We start from the raw sequence: 15,805 nt of genomic DNA, 5'->3' as shown, positions 1-15,805 counted from the left end.
CGCGGGTACGTGCCGCCTGTTCGGGACAAGAAGCGCCATGGACTGGTTCGGCTTTCGCCGATGGTCCCGGCCGAAGTCCATGCGCAGGCGTACGAGAACGCGAAGGCTGCAGGCGTCAGCATGGGCCGGTACATCGCGGAACTGATCAGGCGGGACCAAGTCGATGACAACGGCCGTCCCGTATGGGCAGCAGAAGCGTTCGGCGACCACGAGCAGGTTCCCCTGACCGGATAGCCGAAGCCCCCCGGACAGCAGAAAGGCCCCGGCCTCGGCCAGGGCACTGCGCTCGTCCAAGGACTCGACCTCAGATCCCCATCGTCGGTCGAAGTCCCGTATCACATCACAACGCACACACAAATCCGGCTGACTCCCCAGTCAGCCACCGCCCCAAAACCCGGGACTGAGCGAGTTGGCGCTCGATCAGCTCCCAAGAAACAGGAGGTAGACCCCTTCTAAAAGCCCAGGTCAGAGCCGATTTTCCCGGTTCTGACCCCGCAGGCCCTCCGCCGGAGGGTCCCGTTTTGTTTGCTTTTTAGACCCCAGAAGGAGCACTCACATCGTAGCGGACAGCTGCGGTGTCAGCCCAGTGCGCCCAACTGCCGGTGTGTCATCGGAGTTGGCCGCACACGGTGCGTCACCTGCGGACTCATCCCGGCAGGCCCCTTGCGAGACGGTTCTGCGGGTCCCCGCCATCCGGTTGAACGCCTGGTACCGGGTGGCCGAGCTTTCGCATGCCCGGGGACTGCTGCCCGAACGCAAGTTCCGGCTGGCCCAGTTCTTCTCCCGCCAGCAGCTCGACCCGCAGACCGGCCGCGTCGTCGGCCGTTGGGGGACCGGTCAGGTCGATGGCGGCCTGGCGCTCGCCGAGCGGTACGCGTGCGTCCACGAGATCGGCGAAGACCGTTATTGGGACGACCTCAAGGGCCTGTACCGCCTTGGGTTCGCCGAGCAGGTCGTGAAGCCGGCCCCGGGCCGCCGGGCGGTCTACGCCCTGTGTTTGCGGGCCGATGCTATCCCTTCCGACCTCCCCGAGGACCTGATGCGCGAGCTGCGTGTCTGGGATCTCCCCGAGGCCGAGGAACCGTTCGAGGACGCCGCCTACGGCCGTCTGACCACCCGTCCGGCGCCCGACGTCGAGCCCATGATGGTGCGCGGCAAGAACCCCGAGACGCAGCGGATGCTCGACGAGCTGGCCGCTGCTCCGCGCTGGGAGCACCCGGCAGGCTCCAAGGCCGCCCTGGTGGCCGGGACGATCCGCGAGGGCTCCAAGCGCCTTGGAGACGCCGCCCCGGACCTCCGCTGCACGGCCGTGGCCGACCGCGACCGCGCCGCCGAGATGACCGCCCGGGTCCACCGGCTGATGGCGCTTGGGGTTAGTGGCAAACCGTCCCCTCTATACGCGAAGGGTTTTTCACAACTAGTTGGTTTTACTTCTAACGGTAGTAGTGGGCTGAACCCGTCTTACGAGATGGAAAAGACAAAGCGGACGCCTTCGGCGGCGCCTGGAAAGGAGGTTGGCCAAGCGTTCGGGGACGCGCTCAGCGACATTGCCAGCAGCGTCCAGCGCCGCGTGTGGCACTCCTGGCGCACCCAGTTCGGCCGGGGCAGGGTGTTTTTGTCTGCGCCGACCCCGGAGGAGCAGAGCAGGTCACACACGGGCTCGCCGTGGACGGACCTGCATCACACGATTGTGATTGCCCTGCGCCGTGGCGGCACCGAGTCGCAGCTCGTCGAGATGCTGACCAGCAACCTGATCCGCCGCGACGAGTGGGGCCTGGTCACGTTCGAGGCCGACAACCTCGGCAGGCTCGCCGGATACCGGCTGTGGAAATTCATCAACTCGCAGAAGAACGCCCACGGCTACGGCCGCCGCTGCCACGTGCCGCAGGCTGCCCACGTCACTGCGTGGGACGAGGCCACCTCGGCCGAGCGCGACCGGGCTCGGGCGCGTGCTGGGCAGGTACGGGAGATCGAGCGCCGCCGGGAGATGGCTCGTATCGAGGCGGCCGCCGCCCAGCGGGCCGAGCGCCACGAGCGCTGGAACCTGTCCCGCTATGCCACGGAGCCGGAGCACGTCCACCAGCAGCAGTTGGAGGAGCGGCACCGCATCGAGCGCCCCGCCCCGCGCACTGCCGACTCGACTCACGCCGCCGCCCTGGCCAAGGCCCGCGCCGAGAAGCGTGCCCGCAAGGGACTCGGACCCCGGTGAACGGCCAGGCCAGTACGGTGATTGAGGACCGGTGCCACCAGGACCGGCGACGGAGGGGAGCAGGGCCATGGCGTTGGCCGTGCGGATGAGCCCGGAGGTCGAGCAGGCCCTCGGCCGCAGATGGCCGTGCAGGCCCGGGGCAGCTCGCCTAGGAGCGGGGCGAGACCCCCGCCGCCCGCCCTACAGCGGCGGCGCCTGGCCGAACTTACCGGCCGAGGGTTCGGGGCCGTCAGTCTGCGTGAACTCTGTGAGCTTCCAGCCGCCTTCGGCCCACCTGAGCTTGATCGTCATCGTGAACCAGTTGCTCGCGACGGGCGCCTTCGAGCCCTTGCCAGTCACACCGAAGAGTCCCGAGCACCAGACGGCCACGCTTGCCGTGTCGCCCTGGTACGCCTGGACGGTCGTTCCGGTTGGCATGGTCCGGCTGACGAAGACGCTGCCCTGCGGAGGCCTTCCCGCAGGGTCGAGGCCGATCTTCTCGTTGAAAGCGACGCTGTAGTCCGCGTCCAACCCGGCCTGCAGTTTGCCCCGCGTGGCCGGGTCGGTGAGCGCATCGACGATCGCATGCCGCGATTCCGGATTGAACATGCTTTCCCCGCCGAGTGTGGCCGCGTACCGAGCGGCAGCGCCCGCCGCCCCTCGCTCACTGCGGACCGCGCCCGCGTCCGAGGAGCTGTCAGCGGATGCTGCAGGAGCCGGGCCCGCCTTGCCGCCGCTGCCATTGCGGCCGGCCAGAGCGATGGCTGCGACGAGCAGGACGACGACCCCGACGGAGGCTATGAGGAGGCGGCGAGACCTGCGGGGCGCTGGAGAAGGAGTCGTCACCGCATGGCCGTTGACCCGCCCGACCCACTGATAGCTGCTGCTTGTGTTCATCCCCACGCGCCCCTCCGCCACTTCGTCAACGACGACGACGGTAGCCGCACTGTCTGCTTATCGGAGCAGGCAGGTGCCACCCACGGCCACAGCGTGCGACCCTCGTATTTCGTTCTGCAGCCTGGGGGTTGATGTGTCCGCACGTACCGCGGCCCGTGCATGTGTCTCTGCCGTCGCGGCCGCCGCCGTCACGCTGATTGCTGTGGCACCGAGCGCCCACGCCGCACCCACGCCTTCCCCCTCGCCCACAGAAGACTCCAAGTGCGACCTCATCAAAGGGCTGGCGCGCGAGTACTGCGAAGACGGTACGACCGGTGGCAGCGGCGGAGGGCCGGCGCTCGATGACCCCACAGACGCACTGGACCCCCTCAAGGCGTTGGCAGACGGATTCGCCAAGGCGTCCGCATGGATCGTGGATCAGCTCTCGAACGCTGTCAGGGTGACGGGCGATGTGGATTTCGCCAACGGCAGTTTCGTGAAGACGTACGGGATCGTCTTCGCCGCCAGCGCCTTCTTGACGATCTTGCTATGGCTGTGGGCCGTCACCAAGCGCGCCGTACGCGGTGTGCCGCTGACCCGGGCAATGGGCGAAGCGGTCGGTCTGCTGTGGCTGACCGTGCTCGCATCGGCGTTCACTCCCCTGATCCTCTACACCGTGGTGTCGGCCGTCGACGGCATCACTGATGCGCTCGCCGGCGGCACGCAGGGCGCGCAATTCTTCGAGGCCTTCAGCGCCGCGTTGCGCAAGGATGGCGGAGACGGCAGCGGCGGACCGATCGTCCGCATCATTCTTGCCGGGGTGTCGATCCTGGCCGCCGGGGTGGTGTGGCTGGAGCTGGTGGTGCGGAGCGCACTGCTCTACGTCGGCGCCGTGCTCGGCACGATCGTCTACTCGGGACTGGTAGACCGCGACCTCTGGGGCCGGGTCCGCCGATGGGTCGGCATGATGGTGGCGATCATCCTGGTGAAACCCATCATCGTCATCGTGCTGATGCTCGCCTCGGCGCTCTCTGGCGGTCAGCCGAATACCACGCCGGCCAACGCGATCGTCTCGGGCCTGGCGATCATCATCATCGCCGTGTTCGCATCGGCGATGCTTTTCCGCCTGATTCCGGGCATGGGCGACGACATTGTCGCCGCCCGCCGCGACAGCTACGACCCGGCCAGCAAACAGTCGGTAGCCCTGGTCACCAAGCCCGTGGCGACGATGCGGCAGGGCATCAGCACGCACGCCGACCGGGACGCCGTCTCCCGGCCGAGCCAGACCCAGCCGGCCGCCTCGTCAGCCAGCAGCGGCATCAGCGCCCACTCCACTCGGCCCACACGCTCCGAGGTACCCCGCCAGGACGGCCGCGGCGAAACGGCCCGCCGTAAATGACAGCGGGTCAGGAGGGGGGCGGGTTCCCGAGGCCGATCAGCACGCCGATCACGATAAGTGCCAACAACAAGTAGAACTTGCCCTTGAGGCTCATCCGCCTCCCCCTCCGTCCGTGCCCGCCAGGGGCGGGCCCAGGTTGTTCTGGCGCGTCGTCAGCACGGTACCGCCGCGCGGGCAGATCGTTCCACGGGGGCTTGTCGGGTGGGGCGGGATGCGGCGTTCAAGTGACCGCCTATTAGCGGGCCCTGGTGGTGACGGAGTGACGCCGGAAAGTACGACGGAGGGTGGCCCGGCGTGGGTCCGCCGGGGTGCCGGTCTTCCTTTTGCCCTCGGGTGGCGGGCGTCGCTGCCAGGGTCGGCCCGGACGACCTGACGCCAGAGGCAAGCACGGAACCCCGGGGGCCTACAAGGACGCCTTGCGGCGCCGCTGCGCGGTCGCTGCGCGATCCTTTCCAACCCCCGAGAACCCGTGCTCGGGCAGAGCCCGTCAGCTCGACCGCACCGACCCCTTCACGGAGGCGACGATGAGCCAGCCCAGCGTCCAGACCCGGTACACCCACACCCTCCCCGACGGGAACCTGATCACCTGGGACCACCTGAAGCCCGGCGACCTGGTGCAGGTCTACGTCGGCTCCTGGCCCTACGCCACGGAGTTCGCCGACATCGTCGAGGCCCGCACGTCGAGCGCCCTGGTCCGCTTCGAGGAGGGTGACTCCACCCCCCGGTGGGTCCCCGTCAAGCGGATCGCCTCAATCCTTCGCCCGGTCGCGGGGTGACCGGGCCGGGCCCGCACCCGCCGGGTGCGGGCCCCGCAGGCCTTCCCCAGCCTCAGCACACCACCGCACGGCGTGAGGCCGACACGGGGGTGAGTGCCGTAGTGCCGTGAGCGACGATCTCGGCGGGGCCGGTGAGGTCCATGGAGCCGTCGGCGAGGAGCTCTATCCGCAGCCGGCCGCCCGGAACGTCCACGGTGTAGGACGCGGCGGCCGAGCGCGTGCCGTGGCACAGGACGGCGGCCGCGACGGCGGCGCAGGCACCGGTTCCGCAGGCCCGGGTTTCGCCGACGCCGCGTTCGTACACGCGCAGGGCCAGGTGCCCGGGAGCCCGAGGGATGACGAATTCGACCGTGACGCCGTGCGGATAGGCGTCGGCCGGCTCGACGGTCGGTGCAGTGGCCAGGTCTCCGGCGTGGGCCAGGTCGTCGACGAAGACGACGGCATGAGGGTTGCCCATGTCGACGTGCAGGGCCGACCAGCGCCGTTCGGCGACGGTGACGGTGATGCCGTCGGGGCCGGGAAGCCTGGGGCAGCCCATCCGTACGCTCACGTCGCCCTCGAAGTCTGGGCTGCGGTGGGGGACGTGCGCCTGGCGGGTGCCAGCACGGGTCGCGACGGTGAGAGTGCCGGGCGGGCAGAGCCCGGTGTCGACGAGGTAGCGGGCCAGCACGCGCAGGCCGTTGCCGCACATGGCGCCCTTGCTGCCGTCGGCGTTGCGGTAGTCCATGAACCATTCGGCGTCGGCCGCCATGGCGGAGGCTTCCGGTTCGGCGGTGCAGCGCACGGCGCGCAGGATGCCGTCGGCGCCGATGCCCGCGCGGCGGTCGCACAGGCGCGTCACCTCGGCCGGGGGCAGGGCGAGGTGCCCGCGGGGGTCGGGCAGGACGATGAAGTCGTTTTCGGCGCCGTGTCCTTTGGCGAAGTGGCTGACGGTGCGGGAAGGGCGGGTCATGGGGAGGGGTGTCCTCTGCTCACTCGAAGCGAAGCCAGGCGATTTGGCCGGTGTCGGTGTCGGTGAGGCCGAAGGTGTTGCCCAGGTCGAGAACGGCGAGGAGCTGCTGCCAGTGATGCAGGAGGTCCTCGGTCACGTCGGTCTCGATGCGGACTGCTCCGGCCTCATCGAGGACGCGGGGCGGGACTCCGGTCAGGGCGGTGAGCTGCGTGGTGGCGTACGTGATCGCGGTGTTCTGGCGGTCGTAGCCCACGGCACCCACATTCACATTCGATCAACCGGCGTTACGCAAAGCGTTTCTAGTTAACTAGCTTCTGGTTAGTGAACTAGCTTGTCAATGCGTCGTATAGGCAGCAACGCGGGCAAGGAGAGGCATGGCTGACGGCAGCTCAGGAGGCCACGCCCCCTACCTGCAGGTGGCGGCCGAGATCCGATCCCGGATCGCTGTGGGCACTTGGGCTCCCGGTGACCGGCTTCCTTCCCGTGGCGAGCTGGGAGCCGAGTTCGGTGTCGGGGAGAACGTGATCCGGCGGGCGCAGGAGCTCCTGATCAGCCAGGGCCTTCTCGAAGGCCGGGCGGGATCGGGCACCTACGTCCGCGCTCCGCTCCAGCGCCGCCCGCTGCAGCGCACTCCGCCCGCGGACGGCCCCGCCTACTCCGGGCTCGCTCCAGCCGGCTTCACCGGTACCTGGGAGGCCGACAGCACCGCGAAGGTCGAGGCACCGCCGGAGATCGCCGCCCGCCTCGCAGTGGAGGCCGGTGGCCTGTGCGTGCGCACTGTCTACGAGTTCCTGGCCGCACGTCAGCCGGTCATGCTGGCCACCAGCTGGGAGCCGATGGCCATCACCGGTGGCACCGTGGTGGTCCTGCCCGAGGGCGGTCCGCTCGCCGGACGCGGCATCGTCGCGCGGATGGCGCACCTCGGGATCACCGTCGCCCGGGTGGCCGAGAGGCCGCGACCGGTCCATGTCGACCGTGATCAGGGCCACTTGCTGGGAATCGCCACCGGATCGCAGGCCACCCTGATCGAGCGGACCCACTACGACACCGGGGGTCGGCCGCTGGAGACCGCAGACATCCTCATTCCGGCGGACCGGTGGGACCTCACGTACGACATCGCCCTGCCCGCATCCGGCACCTGACCGCTCACCGGGGCTTCTTGTGGGGGATGCGACAGCCCGGGAATCATGAACACCGCGCGGCCCCAAGGCCGTTCGAGGGGGAGGATTCTTCATGCCTGAACAGCGCGATCCGATCGCCAGGATCACGAACGCGCTGGGCTCGCCCGCGCTCGGCGCCGTGGTCGGTATCGCCGGCCTGGCCGTCCCCGTGATCGGGTGGGCGGTCGAGCGGGTCAACCTCAAGGTGCTGCTGCTCGTCCAGAGCGTGCTCATCCTGGTGCTGGTCGCAGGCCACCTGTGGGTGCGCAAGGCCTACATCCACCTGCGCAAGGCCAATAACCTCAAAGCCATGGATGACGCCCGGTACTACGACCTGGTCCGCTCCCAGCTTGAACGGGAACTCATCTCCGACTACGGCGAGATCGCCGACGGCCACCTTCGCGTCTACGCCAGCGAAGTGCCCCGCCTGTCTGTCCTGCTGATAAAGACCCTCACCGAGGCGCACTCCGAGCCTCAGCGGATTCTGGCGGCCGATCTGACGACCAACCCGGCGCTGCTGACCCAGCGCCGCGAGTACATCGCCGCCAACCGCCGCTTCACCGAGGCCGGCGGCCGCATCGACCGGCTGTTCATCGTCTACCGCGCCGACCTGGTGAAGGCGGACTTCGCCGGCCCGCTGCTGGAGCTCATCGGTCACCACCGCGACCTCGGCGTCACCTGCGGGCTCGCGGTGCGCGACCGGCTGCGCGCGGACCAGGCCGTCGATGTCGTGGTCTTTGCCGCGGCCGCCGTCCTGGTGGAGGAGGAACAGGGGGACGCCGAGTACAACCGCGGCCGCAGCAGCGTGTACTTCAAGGGCGTCGAGCGCTGGACCGGCCGCTTCGAATCGGTCTGGGGCCACGGCGCCGACTCCGCGCCCCGCATTCTGCAGGCGTACGAGGCCGCCGTTCGGCCCATGCTGGACGCGGACGCGTGGGACGACGACCGCGCCGCCCGCACCGTCGACACCTTCTGACCCCAGGGGCCCGACCGGCCCGATCAGCGACCAGCCCGCGGCCCCCGTCTCCAGATGGGGGCCGTTTCGCGTCCCTGCAAAACACCTCCAAGCTAGTCCACTAGATGTACGGTGCGTGATGATCGGCGGGACGTGCCCGCCCCCTTGCTCGGGAACCGCACATGCTGCTCGCCTTAGCCGTCATCACCACCGGCGGCGCACTACGCCAGATCGACCGCGCACGCTTCGCCTACAGACGCCCCCGCACCGCCAGCTCCGCCCAGCTCATAGCGCTCCAACGAAACCGCGCCAACAACTGGACCCCGACCCTCCTACTGGCCGGGCAGTGGCTCCAGATCACCGGATGGTGGATGCTCGCCGCCCACGGGCCCCTGCCCGCCGCGACGGCCGCCGTCGCCGTAGCCGTCCACTTCCGTCACCTGCAGGAGATCAGTCACTTCGCCGTTCACGGCGTTCTCGCCCGGTCTGCCCGCGCCAACCTGCTGCTCGCCGAGGCCTTCGCCCACCACCCGCTCGCCTTCGACCCGGTCACCATGCGCCGCCAGCGCCACGTCCGCGACCACCACCCCAACGCCACCGTTGCCGGCACTGACCCCAATCTCGCCGAGCTCCACCAGGCCGGACTCCGCCCCGGCGCCACCCGACTCCGGTTCGCCGTCGCGCTCGTGCACCCGCTCACCGCACGCGGCATCCACACCACCGCCGCCAGCCTCGCCGCAGGCCTGCGCCACCCCGGCGCCTGGCATCGAACGGGCGCCGCAGCAGCCGTACCCCTCGCCGCCTACCTCGCCGGGGGCTGGACCGCCGTGATCTGCGGCGTACTCGTGCCGCGGCTGCTGCTCTACCCCCAACTGGCCTGGCTCAGCCTCCTTGTCGAACACACGTGGTTCGACCCCCAGCCCCGCACCGGCACCCCGACCTGGGTCGAAGCCGGACGCTGCCTACGCCTGTACCCCCGCAGCCACGTGCTCGCCCACATCGCCGCTGCCACCTGGCTCCCCTACGGCGACCTCCACCACTACGCCCACTCCGCCCACCCGGCCGTGCGCTGGAGCTACCTCCCCGCTCTCGAACGCCACCTCGGCCGACCGCACTTCACCCCCGCCGCACTTCTCCTCGGCGACAGGTCGGTTGCCCGCCGGCACCTGCACGCCCTGACCCGGGGCGCGCACAGTAAGGCCGCCTCATAACCGCCCGCACCGCTCCCGCCGGCCACGCGGCACGGCATGGCGTCTGTCCCCTATATACGGGCACGCTGCGCGACCCTCGGATTCGGCGCCCTCCCGTACGGTCATGGCCGCCGCCCCGAACGAGGAGCTGTGCCCGGTGACCCGGACGCTGCCGAGTAGGCGACACTGGACCGAACCTGGCGGCGTGCCAACGTCCGGCCGATGCTGCCGCCGCCGGGCCCCCGCTTTGTACGTGGCCCGGCTGGTCGGCCGAAGCGCGTAGGCAGCCCGGCGGCCGCGTCCGACCGGAGCCCGAGGCCCGCCCTCCCTGATCGAACTTCGGGGGCGCGGGCCTCGGCCATGTCCGGCGGGACTGTTACCGCGCGTGTCGAGGCGCACGGAAGATTTCAGTCGGCCGGGCTGTGACCTGGGCACTGAAATCTTCCGTGCGGCGACTCGTGGCGGTTCGGGCGCACCGGTTGCTTCAGTGTCCGGTGGCTGCGGTGTTCTGCCGGTCCCTGGCCGCGGGAGCGCTGGGTCAGCGTTTGACGCGGTTTCGGACGGCTAGGACCGCCAGGCCCAGGAGGACGGGCTCGGTCACGCGGGAGGCCATCTCGATGTAGGTGCCAGTGGTGGTCAGGTCCTGTCCGCTGGAGCGGAACACCACTGAGTTGAGTGTGACGTTCAGGGCCTTCTCGAAGCGCTCGCTGGTGAACGTTTCCCCCCTGGGGTTTTGGGGATCGGCCTTGTCGATCTCGAAAGTGACCTTGCCTCCGTCGGGCGGTACGGTGCCGGTCGCTTCCTGTTTCGGGGAGTCCTGGGGGAGCCCGAAGCCCATGAGTAGAACGATGGTGATGAGCATGGCGGCAGCGAGCCAGGCAAGGGCTCGGGAGGCGCGCAGGCCGTAGCCGGACAGCAACCAGTAGCTGTGCAGCAGTCCGCGTTCGGCGCGGGTAGTGCCGGTGCGGTCGTGGCGGCGCATCTCCATCTCGCCGTAGTAAAAATCCGCCGCCCCTGGCTCGTTCTTGCCGTCCTCGAACGCCTTGCGCAGCGCCCGGTACATCGGCGCCAGCTGCGCTGGTCCGACGTGTCCGGCGCCGAGCACCGCGACGTTCCAGCCCCGGACTGCTGCCGGCTGGCGCGCGCGCCAATGGTGTTCCTCGGCGAGGGTTCGGCGCTGGGTGAACCGCCCCAGGCGCCAGCGCAGCTGGTGCGTGCGGTGCGGGACCTCGCTGAAGGAGCAGGTGCCCTCCAGCCGTAGCTGGTCCAGATGCACGGTCCCGGTGAACAGGCACCCCGACAGGTCAACGTCGGCGAGGACCAGATGGGCAGCATCGACCCCGCGCAGTGAGGCCAGCCGCACCCTGGCATCGGGCGTACCGGCAAGAGCCTGTTCCTCTACCGGCCGTCCGTCGGCGAGAACGAAGGGGTCGGCCTCCGCCGCGATCGTGAGGGGGTATTCAAAGACCGCGTGGGCGAAGCCCACCGTGGCGTAGCGCAGACGCAACTCGGCCGTCGAGGACCAGCGGGTCCGCCGGCACTCCAGGCGACGTGCGGCGAACGAGAGGGCCACCGGGCCGCCGAACACCACCCCGAACAGCATCACCCGCCCAGCGCACACCAACGGCCCAAGACTGGCCGACCGCTCGAAAACCGCTTCTACGAACCAGGCGTCGCTCTTGAAGGTAGCTGACTCGAACCAGGCGTCGCCCTTGAAGGTGGCCGAATGGAACCTCGCGGTGCCCTCGAAGGTGGCCGACTCGAATCCGGCGGTGCCCTCGAAGGTGGCCGACCTGAACACGGCCCTTTCCCTGAAGGTGGCCGACCCGAACCCGGCGGTGCCCTTGAAGGTGGCCGACCCGAACCCGGTCCTGTCCCTGAAGGTGGCCGACCTGAACACGGCCCTTTCCCTGAAGGTGGCCGACTCGAACTTGGCCCTGTACCTGAAGGTGGCCGACTCGAATCCGGCGGTGCTCTTGAAGGTGGCCGACTCGAATCCGGCGAAGTCCTTGAAGGTGGCCGACCCGAATCCGGCGAAGTCCTCGAAGGTCGCCGACCCGAACTGGGCGACGCCCTCGAAGGTCGCCGACCCGAACAAGGCGACGCCCTCGAAGATGGCCGACACGAACAAGGCGACGCCGAGGCGGGGGTGCCCAGTGCTGGGGTCGCGCAGGGCGTCGAGTAACCGGTTCAGCAGGTCCCGGGTGAAGGGGGTACCGCGGTGGTCGATGTCGGCGCCGGGGACCAGGCCGGCCAGGTAGGCGTCACGCTCGGCGTCCTCCAGGTGGGCCAGACATGCGCTCTGACCCGGGACGTGGATGCCGCGGCAGCCGACCGGATCCTCCGCAGTGGTGCCGTGACCGCATTGCGGCCACGAGGGCGGTTCGGGGCTCGGGTGTGTCATGCCCGAAGGACGATCGAACGCGGCCGGATAGTTGCCCGCTCCGCCTCCTAGACCGCAGCACTGAAATCTTCGGTGCGCCACTGAAGGACGTGCTGAAAGAAATCAGGCGTTACTCGGCCTTGGGGAGCCTCGGTACAGCCGTTGGCGCTGAGAACGATCATGGGGTCTAGCTGCGGATCTCCGCGTTCGGGTGGGGCTGGGACTGGAGACGTTCGCGGAGGTCGATCTCCTCGGGGGTGAGCGGGTCCTCGGGCCGGCGGATATGGACGGGCTTGGGCCGGAGCGGCAGGCCGTCGTCCGCCGCGGCGTCTTCGGCCTCGGCGAGCGCCCGGTAGAGCGAGGCGACCGAGGGGTTCTTGCCCGTGTTCTTCCCGGTCTTGATGACCAGCTTCTTCGCGATCTCCGGAACGGGGACGCCCTTGTTCTTCAGTGCGACGGCGAAGGTGAGCATGTCGTCGTCGATGACCTTCGGCCGTCCGCCGTGGTTGCCCTTGGCCGCTGCGGTGACCTGGCCTTCGAGGGTCTTCTCCCGGATGTAGTTGCGCTCGATCTGCCCGGCCACAGCGAGCACGGCGAAGAACATGGCGCCCATGCCGTTGGGGTCGTAGATGCCGGTAAGTGGGCCGGTGAGGAGTTCGAGCTGGATGCCGCCAGCCTGGAGTTCGGCGGACAGCGTCATCAGCTCGGCGGCGTTGCGCGCGAGGCGCTTGAGCTCGTGGACGGTGAAGATGACCGGCGTCTCCGGGGCGGCCTCCTTGAACTGCCGGGCCAGCGCGAGCGCCTTCTCCAGCTCGGGCCGCACCTTCACGCGGGTGCTGATCTGTTCCTTGAAGACCTTGTGGCACTCCGCGCGGTGGAGGGCTTCGATCTGGCTCGCCAGCTCTTGGCGGGCGGTCGACGTCCTCGCGTACCCGATCCGGACCGGCCGCTCGGTGCGGGGCGCGGGCACGACGATGAGCGCCGAGCCCTGCTTCCACGCGCGGCCCGGATACCGGTCGGAGGGAACGGGGATCTCCAGTTCCTCGCGGAGCGCGGGGACGAGAACGAACCGCGGAGTGTGGTACTTCGCGGCGGTCTTCCCGCCGCGGGTGCGGCAGGCGCTGCCAGCGGGCGCGTCACAGTTCGGGCAGTCGTGACGTTCTACCGCCAATGCGGCCTGACCGGGCGTGAGATCCATGGTGGCAGTCTCTCAGAAGTGCCTCGCACAACATGCGGGTTTCGAGAGGACTTTTGCGAACGGCGACCTGCGGAAACTTGATCGCCCCGGGGGCTGTCGCGGAACTCTCACAGATGTTCATTTGTGAGAATCGTGTGCCTGAGCGCGCTCAGTTGGAGGTCAATCAGAATATATGGCCGGAGGCAACGGACGTTAATTCATCTGATGCCCCTGGTCACCGGTTCTTGCAGCGGGCGGCGAGAGCGCGTTCGGCGACCTGCCGGGCGACCGCGTAGGGCCGCCCGGCTTTGCACCCGGCTGGCAGGGGGTTGGGGACCACATCCCGGGGCGCCCACCTCGCGGGGGGCCTCGTCGGTATCGCGCTCGCGGTCCTGATCATCGGCGAGGGTTCTGCGGGAGTTGGCTCGTGGGCGACAGACTTTTGCCGTGGCGCCTACTTCATGTCTGCACGGCATACAGTGTGTCGGCCCTGCTGGAGATGTAGGCGATGCCGTCGGCAACCACCGGCGATGCTTCTGCGGATCCATTCATTGCGTAGACCCAGTGCTGTAACCCGGTATCCGCCTGCAATGCGTGAAGCATATGACTGTCAATTGAAGCGGCGTAGACGATGCCGTTGGCCACCACAGGGGAGAGGACCCGATCCGTACCGATAACGCAGGACCAACGTTCGTGTCCAGTGGCTGCGTCGACCGCAAACAGCTTGGACAGCTCATCTACATCAAATACTTTCGAGACTCTTTGGCTTCCGAAGTAGACGATGCCGTTGGCCACCGTCGGCGACGAGCGCACCCATGCCTTGGTGTGGAAGGACCAGCGCTCTTGCCCGGTTGTTGTATCTACCGCATACAGCTTGCCGTTGTCACTGCCGACGTAGACGATGCCGTTGGCCACCGTCGGCGACGAGCGCACCTTTCTGCCGGTGGTAAAGGACCAGCGCCGGTCTCCGCTCGTCGCATCCACCGCATACAGCCCGCCGTCGTCACTGCCGACGTAGACGATGCCGTTGGCCACCGACGGCGACGAGCGCACCCCGCGACCGGTGGCAAAGGACCAGCGGGGCTCCCCGGTCTCCGCGTTTACGGCATGAAGTTTGCCGTCGTCACTGCCGACGTAGACGATGCCGTTGGCCACCGACGGCGACGAGCGCACCTTTCCGCCGGTGGTAAAGGACCAGCGCCGGTCTCCGCTCCTCGCATCCACCGCATACAGCCCGCCGTCGTCACTGCCGACGTAGACGACGCCGTTGGCCACCGACGGCGACGACCAGGCCCTGCCGCTGGTGGTAAAAGACCAGCGCTGGTCTCCGCTGGTCGCATCCACCGCATACAGCTTGCCGCTGCTGAAGTAGACCAGGCCGTCGGCCACGGCTGACCCCCGGTACCTTTCGACGGGGGTGGCCCAAACGCCCATGGGGGTGCAGGCGAAAGACCAGTTCTTCGTACCGCGTGTGCGGCGGCCGGATCCACCAGTCGCTGCGGCGTGTGTCTCCGGCAGGGGCGAAGGGGGGTCGTTCTGCTGGACGAGCTGGGCGATCTGGTCGGGCATCCAGTTTGGCTCGGTGAGCAGGAGCGTGGGGCTGATCATCTCCTCACTTCCGTCCTTGCTGCATGAACTGGTCAGCTGGTCGAGCAGCGTGGCGACGGTGGGACGCTGATCGGGCTCTTTGGCCAGGCAGACGGCGACGACATCACGAAGTTCGGCCGGGAGAACATCAAGTTCGGGCTCTTCATGAACGGTACGGAAACAGAGCGCGTTCGGGCTGCCGGTGCCGAACGGGCTGACTCCGGTGGCCGTGTAGGTCAGTACAGCTCCGAGGGCAAAGACGTCGCTGGCCGGGCTCACCGGCTGGCCGATGAGCTGTTCGGGAGACATGTAGCCGGGAGTGCCGATCAGTATGCCTGTCCGGGTCAGCGCACTGGTCTCCATGGCCACCGAGATTCCGAAGTCGATGATCCTCGGTCCGTCCGCGGCGAGAAGCACGTTGGATGGCTTGAGATCGCGGTGGATGACCCCGGCTGCGTGGATAACTTCAAGTGCCTCGACCAGGCCAGCGGCCAGGGCGAGCACCGAATGGAGCGGCCAGGGACCATGAGCGGTGAGTGCCTCACCGAGGGAGGGACCTGGTACGTAGACGGTGGCTAGCCAGGCCGGCGAGCCGTCCGGGTCGGCGTCGACCACACCCGCGGTGAAAGCCCCGTTGACCCGCTGAGCCGCCGTCACCTCGCGCTTGAAACGTCGCCGGAACTCGCTATCGCTGGCCAGCTCCGGACGCACCACTTTCACAGCGACGAAGCGCCCACCGGGCGAGCGCGCGAGGTACACCCGGCCCATGCCTCCGGAGCCCAGCCGCGCCACGATCTTGTAGCGCCCCACCTGCTGCGGGTCCTCCGGACCCAATGTCTCCAACGCTCCCACCCGATACCCCCTTCATGCGGCCCCGTGGGGGCCGCTGTCCTTCGCTGCCGCACCACTTCAAAATTCACGACGCAATCCGTTACCTAATGGATCCCTGCCGTGCGCCATCAAGCGATGGATTGTCGGCCAGAGGCCGCACGGCACCTCCTCCCTCCGGGTTGTCTCCCCAACTCGGTCAGCGCCGCGAGGTGCCGCCGGCTGAGGCAGATCTATGCGGCGCCCCGTACGAAAGCCGTGGCACCGGACCCACCTTCTCCTGTACCCGCGTTCACGTCCTCACCGGAGCAACTCCCTCGAAAGCAGCCCGACG

At 68.7% G+C, this 15,805-nt stretch carries 13 protein-coding genes; 7 read left to right on the top strand and 6 right to left on the bottom strand.

Features of this window, described 5'->3' with window-relative positions:
* Positions 1–60: 60 nt before the first annotated feature.
* Positions 61–234, top strand: coding sequence for a hypothetical protein (locus tag OG966_RS40275; protein ID WP_326655609.1), 174 nt, complete (start codon positions 61–63; stop codon positions 232–234).
* Positions 235–715: 481 nt separating this feature from the next.
* Entirely contained in the window at positions 716–2,209 is a 1,494-nt protein-coding gene (locus OG966_RS40270; RefSeq protein ID WP_326655608.1) for a hypothetical protein, read from the top strand.
* Positions 2,210–2,389: 180 nt separating this feature from the next.
* Here the strand turns inward: OG966_RS40270 and OG966_RS40265 are convergent, their stop codons facing one another.
* On the bottom strand, positions 2,390–3,085 hold the full coding sequence (locus OG966_RS40265) for a hypothetical protein (RefSeq protein ID WP_326655607.1): 696 nt from the start codon (positions 3,083–3,085) through the stop codon (positions 2,390–2,392).
* A 133-nt stretch (positions 3,086–3,218) separates the two neighbouring features.
* Between OG966_RS40265 and OG966_RS40260 the strand changes: the two genes are divergently transcribed.
* Positions 3,219–4,463, top strand: coding sequence for a hypothetical protein (locus OG966_RS40260; protein WP_326655606.1), 1,245 nt, complete (start codon positions 3,219–3,221; stop codon positions 4,461–4,463).
* A 524-nt stretch (positions 4,464–4,987) separates the two neighbouring features.
* A complete protein-coding gene (locus tag OG966_RS40255) occupies positions 4,988–5,239 on the top strand; it encodes a hypothetical protein (RefSeq protein WP_326655605.1) in 252 nt (83 codons plus the stop codon).
* 52 nt (positions 5,240–5,291) lie between these two features.
* Here OG966_RS40255 and dapF read toward each other — a convergent pair whose 3' ends face one another.
* Complete coding sequence (gene dapF, locus OG966_RS40250) at positions 5,292–6,191, bottom strand: diaminopimelate epimerase (RefSeq protein WP_326655603.1); 900 nt, start codon at positions 6,189–6,191, stop codon at positions 5,292–5,294.
* Between the two features lie 19 nt (positions 6,192–6,210).
* Positions 6,211–6,444: a hypothetical protein gene (locus tag OG966_RS40245; RefSeq protein WP_326655602.1), complete on the bottom strand. Its 234-nt coding sequence runs from the start codon at positions 6,442–6,444 to the stop codon at positions 6,211–6,213.
* A 121-nt stretch (positions 6,445–6,565) separates the two neighbouring features.
* Here OG966_RS40245 and OG966_RS40240 point away from each other — a divergent pair, with 121 nt between their 5' ends.
* The 3 genes from OG966_RS40240 (at position 6,566) to OG966_RS40230 (ending at position 9,517) form a co-directional block, all read left to right on the top strand.
* The gene (locus tag OG966_RS40240) at positions 6,566–7,333 is read left to right on the top strand and encodes a GntR family transcriptional regulator (protein WP_326655601.1); all 768 of its coding nucleotides are present in this window, start codon (positions 6,566–6,568) and stop codon (positions 7,331–7,333) included.
* Positions 7,334–7,424: 91 nt separating this feature from the next.
* Positions 7,425–8,327, top strand: a complete 903-nt coding sequence (locus OG966_RS40235; protein ID WP_326655600.1) for a hypothetical protein — start codon at positions 7,425–7,427, stop codon at positions 8,325–8,327.
* A gap of 161 nt (positions 8,328–8,488) precedes the next feature.
* Positions 8,489–9,517: a dihydrouridine synthase gene (locus OG966_RS40230; RefSeq protein ID WP_326655599.1), complete on the top strand. Its 1,029-nt coding sequence runs from the start codon at positions 8,489–8,491 to the stop codon at positions 9,515–9,517.
* Between the two features lie 517 nt (positions 9,518–10,034).
* Here OG966_RS40230 and OG966_RS40225 read toward each other — a convergent pair.
* The 3 genes from OG966_RS40225 to OG966_RS40215 form a co-directional block, all read right to left on the bottom strand.
* Positions 10,035–11,900, bottom strand: a complete 1,866-nt coding sequence (locus OG966_RS40225) for a pentapeptide repeat-containing protein (protein WP_326655658.1) — start codon at positions 11,898–11,900, stop codon at positions 10,035–10,037.
* Between the two features lie 166 nt (positions 11,901–12,066).
* Positions 12,067–13,077 (bottom strand): recombinase family protein, encoded by a 1,011-nt coding sequence (locus OG966_RS40220; protein WP_326655657.1) that lies wholly within the window; start codon positions 13,075–13,077, stop codon positions 12,067–12,069.
* 438 nt (positions 13,078–13,515) lie between these two features.
* The gene (locus OG966_RS40215) at positions 13,516–15,453 is read right to left on the bottom strand and encodes a serine/threonine-protein kinase (RefSeq protein ID WP_326655656.1); all 1,938 of its coding nucleotides are present in this window, start codon (positions 15,451–15,453) and stop codon (positions 13,516–13,518) included.
* Positions 15,454–15,805 lie beyond the last annotated feature (352 nt).

Source organism: Streptomyces sp. NBC_01750, from assembly GCF_035918095.1.
GTDB lineage: Bacteria > Actinomycetota > Actinomycetes > Streptomycetales > Streptomycetaceae > Streptomyces.
This window is presented reverse-complemented; position numbering and strand designations above follow the sequence as displayed.

Excerpts from the sequence above, each read along its gene's own strand:
- OG966_RS40275 (WP_326655609.1), top strand. The coding sequence starts at position 61 with ATGGTCCCGGCCGAAGTCCATGCGCAGGCGTACGAGAACGCGAAGGCT.
- dapF (WP_326655603.1), bottom strand. The coding sequence starts at position 6,191 with ATGACCCGCCCTTCCCGCACCGTCAGCCACTTCGCCAAAGGACACGGC.
- OG966_RS40220 (WP_326655657.1), bottom strand. The coding sequence starts at position 13,077 with ATGGATCTCACGCCCGGTCAGGCCGCATTGGCGGTAGAACGTCACGAC.
- OG966_RS40225 (WP_326655658.1), bottom strand. The coding sequence starts at position 11,900 with ATGACACACCCGAGCCCCGAACCGCCCTCGTGGCCGCAATGCGGTCAC.
- OG966_RS40240 (WP_326655601.1), top strand. The coding sequence starts at position 6,566 with ATGGCTGACGGCAGCTCAGGAGGCCACGCCCCCTACCTGCAGGTGGCG.
- OG966_RS40235 (WP_326655600.1), top strand. The coding sequence starts at position 7,425 with ATGCCTGAACAGCGCGATCCGATCGCCAGGATCACGAACGCGCTGGGC.
- OG966_RS40255 (WP_326655605.1), top strand. The coding sequence starts at position 4,988 with ATGAGCCAGCCCAGCGTCCAGACCCGGTACACCCACACCCTCCCCGAC.
- OG966_RS40265 (WP_326655607.1), bottom strand. The coding sequence starts at position 3,085 with ATGAACACAAGCAGCAGCTATCAGTGGGTCGGGCGGGTCAACGGCCAT.
- OG966_RS40230 (WP_326655599.1), top strand. The coding sequence starts at position 8,489 with ATGCTGCTCGCCTTAGCCGTCATCACCACCGGCGGCGCACTACGCCAG.